The sequence below is a fragment of the Paenibacillus sp. NPDC057886 genome (genome assembly GCF_042796655.1).
Lineage (GTDB): Bacteria > Bacillota > Bacilli > Paenibacillales > Paenibacillaceae > Paenibacillus.
In genome coordinates this window covers 787,390-799,818 of the sequence record NZ_JBHVMZ010000002.1, presented here as the reverse complement: position 1 = coordinate 799,818, position 12,429 = coordinate 787,390, and the positions used below count along the sequence as shown (strand labels likewise).

12 protein-coding genes are annotated in these 12,429 nt (G+C 45.9%); 11 read left to right on the top strand and 1 reads right to left on the bottom strand.

Annotated elements, in window-relative coordinates; genetic code table 11:
- Positions 1–66 precede the first annotated feature (66 nt).
- The 10 genes from ACFVQB_RS10655 to ACFVQB_RS10610 all read left to right on the top strand — a co-directional run bounded on the left by ACFVQB_RS10655 (position 67) and on the right by ACFVQB_RS10610 (position 11,463).
- Positions 67–948 carry a YidC/Oxa1 family membrane protein insertase gene (locus ACFVQB_RS10655; RefSeq protein WP_379437991.1) on the top strand — a complete coding sequence of 294 codons (882 nt, stop codon included), beginning with the start codon at positions 67–69 and terminating at the stop codon, positions 946–948.
- Positions 945–1,646 carry an RNA-binding cell elongation regulator Jag/EloR gene (jag, locus tag ACFVQB_RS10650; RefSeq protein ID WP_053781950.1) on the top strand — a complete coding sequence of 234 codons (702 nt, stop codon included), beginning with the start codon at positions 945–947 and terminating at the stop codon, positions 1,644–1,646. The genes ACFVQB_RS10655 and jag overlap by 4 nt, the downstream gene beginning before the upstream one ends.
- A gap of 214 nt (positions 1,647–1,860) precedes the next feature.
- A complete protein-coding gene (gene mnmE / locus ACFVQB_RS10645) occupies positions 1,861–3,237 on the top strand; it encodes a tRNA uridine-5-carboxymethylaminomethyl(34) synthesis GTPase MnmE (protein ID WP_379437988.1) in 1,377 nt (458 codons plus the stop codon).
- 220 nt (positions 3,238–3,457) lie between these two features.
- Positions 3,458–5,347, top strand: a complete 1,890-nt coding sequence (gene mnmG / locus ACFVQB_RS10640; protein WP_379437986.1) for a tRNA uridine-5-carboxymethylaminomethyl(34) synthesis enzyme MnmG — start codon at positions 3,458–3,460, stop codon at positions 5,345–5,347.
- A complete protein-coding gene (gene rsmG, locus ACFVQB_RS10635) occupies positions 5,347–6,069 on the top strand; it encodes a 16S rRNA (guanine(527)-N(7))-methyltransferase RsmG (RefSeq protein ID WP_379437984.1) in 723 nt (240 codons plus the stop codon). Before mnmG ends, rsmG begins: the two co-directional genes overlap by 1 nt.
- 741 nt (positions 6,070–6,810) lie before the next feature.
- On the top strand, positions 6,811–7,629 hold the full coding sequence (gene noc, locus ACFVQB_RS10630) for a nucleoid occlusion protein (protein ID WP_379437982.1): 819 nt from the start codon (positions 6,811–6,813) through the stop codon (positions 7,627–7,629).
- A 185-nt stretch (positions 7,630–7,814) separates the two neighbouring features.
- On the top strand, positions 7,815–8,576 hold the full coding sequence (locus ACFVQB_RS10625) for a ParA family protein (RefSeq protein ID WP_024629525.1): 762 nt from the start codon (positions 7,815–7,817) through the stop codon (positions 8,574–8,576).
- Positions 8,569–9,414 carry a ParB/RepB/Spo0J family partition protein gene (locus tag ACFVQB_RS10620; protein ID WP_379437980.1) on the top strand — a complete coding sequence of 282 codons (846 nt, stop codon included), beginning with the start codon at positions 8,569–8,571 and terminating at the stop codon, positions 9,412–9,414. The genes ACFVQB_RS10625 and ACFVQB_RS10620 overlap by 8 nt, the downstream gene beginning before the upstream one ends.
- Before the next feature lie 152 nt (positions 9,415–9,566).
- Positions 9,567–10,727 (top strand): aminotransferase class V-fold PLP-dependent enzyme, encoded by a 1,161-nt coding sequence (locus ACFVQB_RS10615; protein WP_379437978.1) that lies wholly within the window; start codon positions 9,567–9,569, stop codon positions 10,725–10,727.
- A gap of 235 nt (positions 10,728–10,962) precedes the next feature.
- Positions 10,963–11,463, top strand: a complete 501-nt coding sequence (locus ACFVQB_RS10610; RefSeq protein ID WP_379437976.1) for a DUF4446 family protein — start codon at positions 10,963–10,965, stop codon at positions 11,461–11,463.
- Here ACFVQB_RS10610 and yyaC read toward each other — a convergent pair.
- Positions 11,438–12,043 carry a spore protease YyaC gene (gene yyaC, locus ACFVQB_RS10605; protein ID WP_024629529.1) on the bottom strand — a complete coding sequence of 202 codons (606 nt, stop codon included), beginning with the start codon at positions 12,041–12,043 and terminating at the stop codon, positions 11,438–11,440. The two genes, ACFVQB_RS10610 and yyaC, sit on opposite strands and share 26 nt — an antisense overlap.
- A gap of 116 nt (positions 12,044–12,159) precedes the next feature.
- Here yyaC and ACFVQB_RS10600 point away from each other — a divergent pair, with 116 nt between their 5' ends.
- Positions 12,160–12,423, top strand: coding sequence for a putative Se/S carrier protein (locus ACFVQB_RS10600; protein WP_029880815.1), 264 nt, complete (start codon positions 12,160–12,162; stop codon positions 12,421–12,423).
- Positions 12,424–12,429 lie beyond the last annotated feature (6 nt).

The window sequence follows — 12,429 nt, the reverse complement described above, 5'->3', positions numbered from 1 at the left end:
TTATTTGTCCTCCTAATTATGGTATGATTTACGGTGGAATGGAATGGTTAAGAGAGGGGTTATGAAGTGTCGCGATTGAAGACATCAAAGGGGAAGTGGATTCTCCTCATTGCAGTCATTGCAATGGTCACCGTACTAGCCGGATGTACTCCGCAAGGGGCCGGGGTCACTACGGAAGATCTAAGAAACGGATCATTCTGGCAAAGCAATGTTATTTACTGGTTCTCCCTGGCGCTCGATACATTTGCCAACTGGTTTAACGGTGAATATGGACTAGCCGTCCTTGTGATGGTGTTGATTGTACGGACGTTAATCTTGCCGCTGACAATGAAGCAGGTACGCAGTTCCAAGGCGATGCAGGCTATTCAACCGAAATTGAAAGAAATTCAAGCCAAGTATAAAGATACACCTGAGAAAGTTCAGCAAGAAACAATGAAGTTGTTTCAGGAGAACAAAGTTAATCCGATGGCGGGTTGCTTACCACTTCTGATTCAGATGCCGATTTACATCGCACTTTATAACTCAATTTACGGAAACTCCAGTCTGAGAACGCATGATTTCTTGTGGCTTCAACTCGGATCGCCGGATCACCTGTTTATTTTGCCAGTGCTGGCTGCCATCACTACATTCGTACAAACGTGGATGATGATGCGCATGAACCCTGCACAACAGGTTGGACCGATGCAATTCATGCTGTGGGTGTACCCGATATTGATCTTCGTTATGTCGTATCAGTTCCCGGCTGCATTGCCACTGTACTGGTTCTACAGTAACATCTACACGATCGTGCAAAACTATTTCCTTTACCGGAATAATGATAAAGTCGTGGCTGAGGTCAACGTGAAGCAGACCAGCTCTTCCAAAAATGGAAATGGAGCTAAACGCAAAAACGGTGGCAAGGCAACTGTCTCTGGAAAAGGTTCGAAAGGGGCCAAAAAATCGAAATGACCAAAGTCATTGCGTCAGGAAAAACCGTTGAAGATGCTGTAAACCAAGGATTGGCTGAGCTTGGCGTGAGCCGGGACAAGGTCGAGATACAAGTGTTAGAGCAGCCGTCAAAAGGATTCCTGGGTTTGATCGGGGTAAAGGCCGCTAAAGTGGAAGTAAAACTTCTGCCTGTGCCCGAACCAGTTCCACAGCCGATCAAACCGGCCGCACATATACCTCAGGTTGAAGCAACACTTGAGGGTGTGGCAGCTAAAAATCCCTATGAGGAAGCGGCTGCTTTCCTAAAAGAAGTGGCAGCAGGTATGGGACTGGATGTTGAAGTGCATATCAAAAAACAGCGTGACGGACATATCTTCAATATTGCCGGTGAAGACCTGGGCATGATTATTGGCAGACGTGGACAGACGCTGGATGCCCTTCAATATTTAACGAACATTGTAGCCAACCGTTATTCGGAAAGCTTCGTTCGCATCGTACTTGATGCAGAGAATTTCCGTCAACGTCGACGCAAGACGCTGGAGGATCTGGCTGAACGTTTGGCTGGACAGGCCATTCGCACCGGCAAGGAAGTTGTGCTGGAGCCGATGCCCCCACTCGAACGCAAAGTCATTCATGCGAAATTGCAAAACCACTCGCAGATTAAGACATACAGCAAGGGCGAGGAGCCCAATCGGCGCGTAGTCATTACGACGAAATAACACGAAATTGAAGACGCAATGGCTTCCTGCCCGGTGCAGAAGCCATTGCTTTTTTCGTACAGAAGTATTTTTCCAAAACTAAAGAGCGACTTCAGTAAAGCCATATCAAGGTATGAATGATGCGGTAAGAAGCGTTGTGTAACTGAACTATATATTGAAATTAATATAGCGTCCCGAGGGGCGCAATTTTAAAATAGAGCAAGGAGAGATAACGATGATTAGTGATACGATTACAGCGATATCAACAGCTGTCGGAGAAGCCGGTATCGCTGTAATCCGGGTGAGCGGCCCGGATGCAGTGTCGGAGACGGAGAAGATTTTTCGCAGCAAAACCCCACTCACGCAGGCAGCATCCCACACGGTTCATTACGGTCATATTATAGATCCGGGGACTGGAGAGAAGATTGAGGAAGTATTGGTTACGGTGATGCGGGCGCCACGTTCCTTCACAACAGAAGATGTCGTGGAGATTAGCGCCCATGGCGGAGTGGTTTCGGTTAAGCGTGTAATGGATCTGTTGTTGCAGCTCGATATTCGTCTCGCTGAACCCGGCGAGTTCACAAAGCGTGCCTTTCTCAATGGACGGATTGATCTGTCCCAGGCGGAAGGCGTCATGGATCTCATTCGTTCCAAATCCGATCGGGCTTTCTCCGTTGCACTCAAGCAGGTGGAGGGCAAATTGTCGTCCAAGCTGCGCGATCTAAGATACACGCTGGTGGAGACGCTGGCTCACATCGAAGTAAATATCGATTATCCTGAGCATGATGTAGAATCACTAACCTCTGAATTTATTAAAGAAAAATCCAGTCAGGTCATGACTGAAATCGATAAATTGCTGGTAACCGCAGAGCAAGGGAAGATACTGCGTGAAGGAATCACAACCGCTATCGTAGGTCGGCCAAACGTAGGGAAATCTTCATTGCTCAATACGTTGGCCCAGGACAACCGCGCAATTGTAACGGACATTCCGGGTACAACGCGTGACGTCATCGAAGAGTTTGTTACGATTAACAATATACCGCTCAAGCTGCTCGATACGGCAGGTATTCGGGAAACGATGGATGTCGTGGAGAGAATCGGGGTGGAGCGTTCTCGCTCTGCTGTCAATGAGGCGGATCTATTATTAATGGTTATCAATGCTGCCGAGCCGCTGCATCAGGACGAGATTGAATTATTGGAACAAATCCGCGGTAGACAATCCATTATTATTATGAATAAAATGGACTTAGCGCCGCAGGCGGACCGCAATGTGTTGCTTCGTTACATCCCCGAAGAACGGCTTGTTCCGATGTCAGTGAAAGATGATCTGGGCGTTGACCGATTGGAAGATGCCATCTCGACGTTGTTCTTCAGTGGCAAGCTGGAGTCGGCCGACCTGACGTATGTCAGCAATGTGCGTCATATTGCTTTGCTCAAAAAAGCGAAGCAGTCGCTCATCGATGCCTATGAAGCGGCAGAGCAGCTTATTCCCATTGATATGATCCAGATTGATGTTCGTCTGGCATGGGAGCAATTGGGTGAGATCGTGGGCGATACAGCACATGATGCGTTGATTGATCAGATTTTCTCTCAATTCTGCCTCGGAAAATAACACCGGACAAACATACCGGCTCTGAAAAGTAGTATGATAATAAAGTCCATCTGTGGATGGTCAAAGAATCCGCGAATATGTCTGAAGTACCTATAGACTTGATGGCTTAATATAGATCGAATGCACTCCGTAGAGTGCGGAGCGTGTTTCGTCGTTTTTACAGAAAATAGATCGTTTGCATGAATTTAGGTGTGCGGCGGCAAAAAGGAGGTAAACTGGAATGGCTTTTGATGGCGGCAGTTATGATGTAATCGTCGTTGGGGCAGGACATGCTGGTGTGGAATCGGCACTGGCTGCAGCCCGTATGGGTTCGAAAACATTGATGATTACCATCAATCTGGATATGGTGGCCTTCATGCCTTGTAACCCATCTATTGGGGGACCGGCAAAAGGACATGTGGTACGTGAGATTGATGCACTGGGTGGAGAGATGGGACGGAACATCGATAAGACCTTTATTCAGATGCGAATGCTCAACACAGGTAAAGGACCTGCTGTTCATGCGCTTCGTGCTCAGGCGGATAAATTCTCTTACCAGCATACGATGAAAGAAACGATGGAGAATGAACGCAACCTGACGATGCGCCAAGGCATGGTTGATCGCTTGATCGTTGAAGACGGACAGTGCGTAGGTGTGGTTACTCAGACGGGCACAGAGTATCGGGCCAAAGCCGTTGTTTTGACAACAGGTACGTATCTGCGCGGTAAAGTAATCATGGGTGAGTTGATGTACGAGAGTGGTCCGAATAATCAACAGCCTTCACTTAAGTTATCCGAACATCTGCGTGAGCTTGGTTTCGACCTGGTTCGTTTTAAAACAGGTACACCGCCGCGTGTGCATAAGGATACGATTGATTTTAGCAAAACGGAAATCCAGCCAGGTGATGACAAGCCGAAGTTCTTTTCTTATGAAACGGAATCTTCCGATAATGAGCAGCTGCCTTGCTGGTTGACGTATACTTCTGTGGAGACACACCAGATTATTAACGATAATCTCCACCGTGCGCCTATGTTCTCAGGTGTTATTGAAGGGACCGGACCGCGTTATTGCCCATCGATCGAGGATAAAATTGTGCGTTTTAGCGACAAGCCGAAGCATCAGATTTTCCTGGAGCCAGAAGGCAAAAACACATCGGAATACTATGTACAAGGTCTGTCTACCAGTCTGCCAGAGGACGTTCAATTGGCGGTGCTTCGTTCAATTCCGGGTATGGAAAAAGTAGAAATGATGCGTAACGGCTACGCTATTGAATATGATGCGATGGTGCCTACACAGTTGTGGCCTTCATTGGAAACGAAACGTCTTCCAGGTCTGTTCACAGCAGGGCAGATTAATGGTACCTCCGGGTATGAAGAAGCGGCAGGACAAGGCGTAATGGCCGGTATCAACGCTTCACGTAAAGTACAGGGTAAAGAGCCTGTCGTACTTGATCGCTCCCAAGGGTACATTGGTGTACTGATTGATGATCTCGTAACTAAAGGTACGAATGAACCTTACCGTCTGCTGACTTCCCGTGCAGAATACCGTTTGTTGCTTCGTCATGATAATGCCGATATGCGTTTGACGGAAATTGGCCACGATATCGGGTTGATTCCTGAAGAGCGTTACGCCAAATTCCTGGACAAAAAGGCTAAGGTAGAGCAGGAAGTGGCTCGTCTGAAGGCAGCAAAAGTTCGCCCTGTCGAAGTAAATCCGAAGCTGGAAGAGATCGGTTCTACACCGATTCAGGATGGCAGCACACTTCTGACATTGATGCGCCGCCCAGAGATCGGGTATGACTGGATTGAGCAGATCTCACCGTCCGAGGTGGAACTGACTGCTGACATGAAAGAGCAAGTGGAAATTCAAATTAAATATGCGGGTTATATTGAGAAACAATTGATCCACGTGGAACGTTTGCAAAAAATGGAGAAAAAGAAAATTCCGGACACGATTATATATGACGAAATTCATGGCCTTGCGATGGAAGCAAAACAGAAGCTCGCTACGATTCGTCCCATCTCGATAGGACAGGCGTCCCGTATTGCCGGGGTTACTCCTGCGGATATCTCCATTCTGCTGGTTTACCTGGAGCATTATAACCGTGTAACCGCAGCAAGGGGACAATAATGGACGATATTCAACAGCAGCTACAACGGCGCCTGAAGAAACATGGACTGGAGCTGGATGAACGCCAGTTAGAGCAATTCGAGTTGTATTTTCAGGAGCTGGTAGCTTGGAATGAAAAGATGAATCTAACCGGGATTACTGAACGTGAACAAGTATATACAAAGCATTTCTATGATTCGGTATCGCTGGCATTCTATACAGATATGTCGAAGGTAAACAAACTTGCAGACATTGGTTCAGGGGCTGGGTTCCCAGGACTACCGCTTAAAATTTGTTTTCCGCATATCAAGCTGACGATCATTGATTCACTAAATAAACGTATTGGCTTTTTGCAGCATGTTGTAAATACGCTCGGCTTGACCGATGTAGAATTGATTCATGGTCGTGCGGAGGAACTTGGACGCAAAGAGGGGTATCGTGACAGCTACGACCTTGTTACTGCGCGTGCAGTTGCTAAGCTAGCGGTGCTTAACGAATTTTGTCTGCCTTTTGTTCGTAAAAGTGGATTATTCGCTGCAATGAAGGGTGGAGACCCGCGCGAAGAAATGAAGGAAGCTGAATTCAGCTTTAACCAGCTGAAAGGACGGGTAAAGGCAGTTCATCCGTTCCAGCTACCTGTTGAAGAATCGGCACGTCATATCATTCTGATTCAAAAGTTTGATAAGACACCTTTTAAATATCCACGTAAACCAGGAACACCATTAAAAACACCTTTGGTATAGTTCCTGGTGTAACATCGTATGTATTAAAAAGGTAAGATGAGTATTCTTCGTTTATTTAATGAAGAACGTTCAATAAGAGTAAAGAGGATGTTTCACGTGAAACATCCTCTTTTTTTTGATTTTTTATCTATAGATAGCATCTACATTACGATTACATAAAGTAGAGAAAAACGGAATCGGAAATTTAATTTATTTAGCATAGAAGTATTTCTTGATGGAAAATCATTTTTCTTGTTACAGCTATACTTAAATGAAGGTCATTGCCCTATGGATAGAGGAAGAGCAGTGGCAATAGAATAGGAAGACACGCAAGGGAGGGGTTATTCTGCCACCGAGGTTGTCTTGTGAAAATCCAATTTTGCGTGGTATCAAACGAGTACACAACGCAGCTACTATGAGCAGGTCCTGTCTACAGAGTTCCTCCATATCTTATTGTGTACAAGCAGTCATATCGCTAATGTTCATGAAGAAAAAGCAGGAAAATTAGAAGAGTTTAAAGAATAGGTAAACATAGGATTATGGAAGAAAAGATGATAGAATAGAAGTATCCGGTCCTGGATTACAGAGATCATAGATTATATGTATAGATAGATTTTTGAGCATAATTGTATAGGTTACAGAAAGAGTCATGGAAGGCAAAACTTATTCGAAGAACGACAGCATTTGGAAGGGTCGCATATTGAATAAGAAGCACCTGCAACTCTGCGGGAGCTATTACGAAACTAGGTGGTAATATACGGAATGAAAGAACAATTTTCGAAGTTGTTTGGTTTGGCGGAGCGCAATAACGGAGATGAGATTAAACAAATTCCGGTCAATGAAATTGTGAGCAGCCCATATCAGCCCCGTACTATTTTTGATGATGATAAAATTGATGAGTTGTTGCAGACGATCAAGACACATGGAGTAATACAACCGATTGTCGTCCGCGTACGAAATGGATCATATGAGATTATCGCCGGGGAACGTCGCTGGCGTGCAGTTCGAAAACTGGGTTTGGATCATATTCCGGCCATTGTACGTGAATTCAACGACTCTCAGGCAGCGTCCATCGCATTGATCGAAAACCTGCAGCGTGAGGGACTCACTTCAATTGAAGAGGCTGTTGCTTATCAGAAATTGATTGACCTGCACCAACTTACACAGGAAAGTCTTGCGCAGCGATTAGGCAAAAGCCAGTCTACGATCGCCAACAAAATCCGGTTGTTACAGCTTCCGGATGGCATTAAGACAGCACTGATGGAACGTAAGATTTCGGAGCGCCATGCCAGAGCTTTGCTTTCATTGGATACGGAAGAGTTGCAAATGAAATTGCTCGGCGAGATTATTGATAAAGAGTTGAATGTAAAACAAACGGAAGCACGGGTTGCCTTTTATAAGGAATCCTCGAAGATCAAAAAATCCAAACGTGTCTCATTCACCAGGGACGTTAGACTTGCACTTAATACGATTCGTCAATCCATTGATATGGTATCGGGCTCCGGTCTAGACATCAAAACGAAGGAAGCGGACCATGAGGACCATTACGAGATCGTTATCCATATCCCGAAACGCAAATAATTGAAGCTTAAGGCGGCAATGGGCCGCTTTTTCTGTCTATAAAGTTGAGAGTGGCATGAACAGCGTAGAATAGCACCATGAAGAAACGGTAGTTGATGTTTGTGTGGATGATAGCCACCTGCTTTTTGTTAACTGTAGCTCACAACCTACAAGAAAAGACTCCTATTTTATTTGAGGTGAAGTAATTGTCTAAGATTATGGCCGTAGCAAATCAAAAGGGCGGTGTGGGGAAAACGACGACATCTGTTAACTTGGGTGCAGGACTGGCTTCGCTCGGGAAAAGGGTGTTGCTTGTCGATATTGACCCCCAGGGGAATACAACCAGCGGAGTCGGGATCAACAAAGCAGATGTGGCCAATTGTATATATGATGTCATCATTAATGAAGTTCCCCCTCAGGAAGCGATTGTGGAAACTCAGATTGAAGGCCTTCATATCATACCTGCAACGATTCAGCTTGCCGGAGCCGAGATTGAACTGGTATCCACGATATCACGGGAAGTTCGCCTGAAAAAATCACTCGCCATGGTGAAAAAAAACTATGATTACATACTGATCGATTGTCCACCTTCCCTCGGCATGTTAACGATCAACTCGTTGACAGCTTCCGATTCGGTGATCATTCCGATTCAGTGTGAGTATTATGCGCTCGAAGGGTTGAGCCAATTACTCAACACGGTTCGTTTGGTGCAGAAACATCTGAATACATCCCTGCAGATTGAAGGGGTATTGCTGACGATGTTTGACGCTCGTACGAATCTGGGCATTCAAGTGATTGAAGAAGTGAAGAAGTATTTTCAACAAAAGGTGTATCAGACCATTATTCCGCGCAATGTGCGGCTTAGTGAGGCACCTTCTCATGGTCAGTCTATCATTACGTATGATCCTCGATCCCGAGGGGCTGAAGTTTATTTAGAGCTCGCAAAGGAAGTGATTTCTTATGAGTAAGCGGCTTGGAAAAGGTCTTGATGCCCTCATTCCTTCGCTTTCAATTAATGACGATGATAAAGTCGTAGAAATCCCGATTAGTCAACTGCGGGCAAACCCTTATCAACCTCGTAAAGTATTTGATGAGGATGCGATACATGAACTAGCCGAATCGATCCGTCAACATGGTGTCATACAACCTATTATTGTACGTCCTGTTTTGAGAGGTTATGAGATCATTGCTGGTGAACGGCGTTTCAGAGCTTCCCAATATTGCGGTAATGCCACTGTGCCTGCCGTAGTTCGTAATTTCAGTGACCAGCAGGTTATGGAGATTGCTTTAATCGAGAACCTGCAGCGGGAGAATCTGAATGCGATGGAGGTTGCAGTTGCTTATCAGGGGCTGATGGACCAATTCGGATTAACACAAGAAGAGCTCTCCGTAAAAGTGGGTAAATCACGTTCTCACATCGCTAACTTTCTGCGTTTGTTATCATTGCCGGAAGAAGTGAAGGATCATGTTTCACGTGGAACATTGTCAATGGGGCATGCACGTGCTATCGTCGGTGTTAAAGATGAGAGCCTTGTGAAGCAGCTGGCAAAACAAACCATTGATCAGCAATGGAGTGTACGTGAACTGGAAGAGGCTGTTCAACAATTGGATCGTTCCAAACCGGGTGAAGCGAAAGCCAAATCCAAGTTGAAGAAAAAGGATCCATTTATTGATACTTTGGAAGAGTCTTTGCGTGAACGGTTCAAAACAACGGTGAAAATTAAGCATAACAAAGATAAAGGTAAAATTGAGCTCAACTACTACAGCAAACAAGATCTGGAGCGACTGTTGGAACTGTTGCAATAATAGTCATGATTCCATGATCGATGAACAACATGCGGGGCTTTTTCATGTGATGACATATCGCCTCTGTACCATGGAGAAACGATATGTCATTGTTTGTTTATAGGGGATTCATCTATACAGAACGATCAAATAGGGACAGAGGTGGTCATGAGGTGGAGGGAGTTATCTATCTGGATCATGCAGCGACATCTTGGCCCAAGCCACCTGCTGTCGGGGAAGCCATGATGCAGGCTCTGGATGTTGCAGGGGCCAACCCAGGCAGAGGCAGTCATCGGATGGCTGTACAGGCTAGCCGAGTTTTATTTGGTGCCAGAAAAGCGATATCCAATCTTTTGGGTGTCCGTAATGCCAATGATATTGCTTTGGGTTCTAATACCACAGAAGCCTTGAATTTAGCTATTCAAGGGTGGTTAAGAGAAGGCGATCATGTTATTGCTACGATGGCTGAACATAATTCAGTAAGACGACCCCTGGAGTACATGCGTAGGTCTCGTAATGTAGAGGTTGATTATGTGCCTGTTAATGCAGCCGGGGAGATCGATCTGGCCCAATTCGCACGGTTGTTTCGTTCCAATACCAGATTGGTTGTCTGCACGCATAGTTCGAACCTGCTGGGGAGTATTCTGCCCATTGGTGAAATTGCGCTGATGTGTCAAAAACATCAGGTGACTTTGCTTGTTGACGCTGCTCAAAGTGCTGGGATTATACCTGTGAACGTGAATCAGCTTGGCATTGATATGCTTGCCTTTCCAGGGCATAAGGGACTGTTGGGACCGCAGGGAACAGGGGGGCTGTACATCGCACCTGAGCTGGATGTACAGCCATTGCTTCACGGAGGGACAGGAAGCCAATCCGAGGCGATTGAGCAGCCGCTTGTTCGTCCTGATCGCTATGAGGCGGGTACGCCGAATACCGTGGGTATAGCAGGGCTGGCAGCCGGAGTGCAGCATGTGCTTGAACTGACGCCTGAATTCATATATAAACAGGAGTGGGATTTGACTCAGCATATGATGGATGGGTTATCATCAGTACGGGGGATTCGAATGCTTGGTCCTGAAATTGGACAGCCGCGTACCGGATTGTTATCCTTTACTGTTGAAGGATATGATTCGGCTCAACTCGCTTTTCAATTAGATCGAAATTATGGCATCGCTGTGCGTTCAGGTTTTCATTGCACACCTCTTGCCCATGAGTCGGCTGGCACAACGGCAAGTGGGGCTGTCAGAGCGAGCGTGGGGTATAGTACATCAAGAGAAGATGTCGATGCATTGATCGAAGCAGTTATCGAATTAACAGCATCAAAATCGGTATGAATCAACCCTAATAAAACATGAGTTTTAATCGCTTGAATTAGCAAAATGCAAAAGAGGCAAGTAGCCAAAACAGAGTGATTAACCGTATGGGTTATCTGGTGAATAATAAGGATAAGCTTTAGGGTTACATCAGAGCGTTGGATAGCTTTATTTGGCTGAATGGATCGATGATGTGGAGTACGTTTAAAGCTATAAACGTTACCTGAACAAACCAACAGAGGGGTAGTTGCACTACATGGCTGAATTAAATGAGCTGATTCTGGAACAGCTGATATGGATTATTGGCGGCATGGCATTACTTTTGGTGATTTTGCTTATCATAAGTATTGTTCAAGGCGCAAAGCTACGTAAGTTTAAACTGAAATATGAGGCCATGATGGCTGGCAGTGGAGTGGAAGATCTGGAGTCGCTGTTAATCAATCTGAAAATTCAGATGGACAGCATTGAGGATGAGCATACACTGCAAACGGATCAGTTACAGGCTGTCATGCAGAAGCTGAACCGCATCCAGGGTAAAGTGGGCGTGAAACGGTACAACGCTTATGGGGAGCTTGGCAGTGATCTGAGTTTCTCCATGGCGATGGTTAACGATAGCCAGGACGGTATGGTACTCACCGGTATCTATAATCGAGACGGCTCCTACGTATATGCTAAACCTCTTAAAGGGGGAGAGTCCACGTATACTCTTTCCCCTGAGGAAAAGGAAGCCATTACTCTGGCACAGCAAGCAGAGTAGAACGGGTATGCCATTCGCGAATGGCGGAGTAGAGACTGCTGGATATAATCTCGGACATGCGCATGACGAGACTGAGACGTGTGTTCTGCAAAACAAAGTATTCCATAAAGCCGCCGACGTTAACGATACCTGTAAGATGGATATCGCCAACCGGCGGTAATTCTTTATTTACACCCGCTCCTGGTTTGAGCGGTCCATTCACGACCTGGATACATCCAACACTCGAAGACTGTCCGAGACAGGCATCAATGCCAATCACATAAGGGTTGTGATGTGTGGTGTGTATTTTGTGTAGGGTGTCCTGCAGGTTCATTGCATGTACGGGTTCATCCAATGTGCCATAGAGATGGAATAGAGGGCTGTCCCACTTGGCAAGCGACGAGCCGACGAGGGGGCCAAGGCAGTCCCCGGTAGAGCGATCTGTACCGATACAGACGACAACTACATTTTGCAAAGAATGGGCTTTATAGAGATGAAACATTAAACGATGAATGATGGCTGAGTGAATGCCTGGATCTGTATGTGGGATTTTCAGGCTTGCCATGTCTTGAGATGAGAAGGAATGCGAAATGGGATTCATAGGATCTATCCTTTCCCTTGGAATAGTAGTAACAGTATATGGAAGAATAGAACGTTTTATACTTCGTGGGGACAAGCTTTTTCAAAGGGATGAATGTATCGCGAAAGGAGCCGGACATGGACGAGTGGATAGATGATTGGATGTTGATTGCTTTTGATTCCACCCAGCAGGCGCTGCGGGCAGAAATGCTGCTTGAGTTTGCCGAGATTGAGATCGACTTATTTCCTACCCCAAAAGAGATCACAGCGGGCTGTGCTCTATGTATTCAGTTTCCCAAAGAAGATCTGGAGAGAGTGAAACAGATCATTCGTAACGAATTTGTGGAGATCCGTGGCCTCTATTTCAAAACCGCTGACAGCTATGATAACATACCCATGTAGAGGAGG

Coding starts and splice junctions, on each gene's coding strand:
- jag (WP_053781950.1), top strand. CDS start 945: ATGACCAAAGTCATTGCGTCAGGAAAAACCGTTGAAGATGCTGTAAAC.
- mnmE (WP_379437988.1), top strand. CDS start 1,861: ATGATTAGTGATACGATTACAGCGATATCAACAGCTGTCGGAGAAGCC.
- mnmG (WP_379437986.1), top strand. CDS start 3,458: ATGGCTTTTGATGGCGGCAGTTATGATGTAATCGTCGTTGGGGCAGGA.
- rsmG (WP_379437984.1), top strand. CDS start 5,347: ATGGACGATATTCAACAGCAGCTACAACGGCGCCTGAAGAAACATGGA.
- noc (WP_379437982.1), top strand. CDS start 6,811: ATGAAAGAACAATTTTCGAAGTTGTTTGGTTTGGCGGAGCGCAATAAC.
- ACFVQB_RS10620 (WP_379437980.1), top strand. CDS start 8,569: ATGAGTAAGCGGCTTGGAAAAGGTCTTGATGCCCTCATTCCTTCGCTT.
- ACFVQB_RS10610 (WP_379437976.1), top strand. CDS start 10,963: ATGGCTGAATTAAATGAGCTGATTCTGGAACAGCTGATATGGATTATT.
- yyaC (WP_024629529.1), bottom strand. CDS start 12,043: ATGAATCCCATTTCGCATTCCTTCTCATCTCAAGACATGGCAAGCCTG.
- ACFVQB_RS10600 (WP_029880815.1), top strand. CDS start 12,160: ATGGACGAGTGGATAGATGATTGGATGTTGATTGCTTTTGATTCCACC.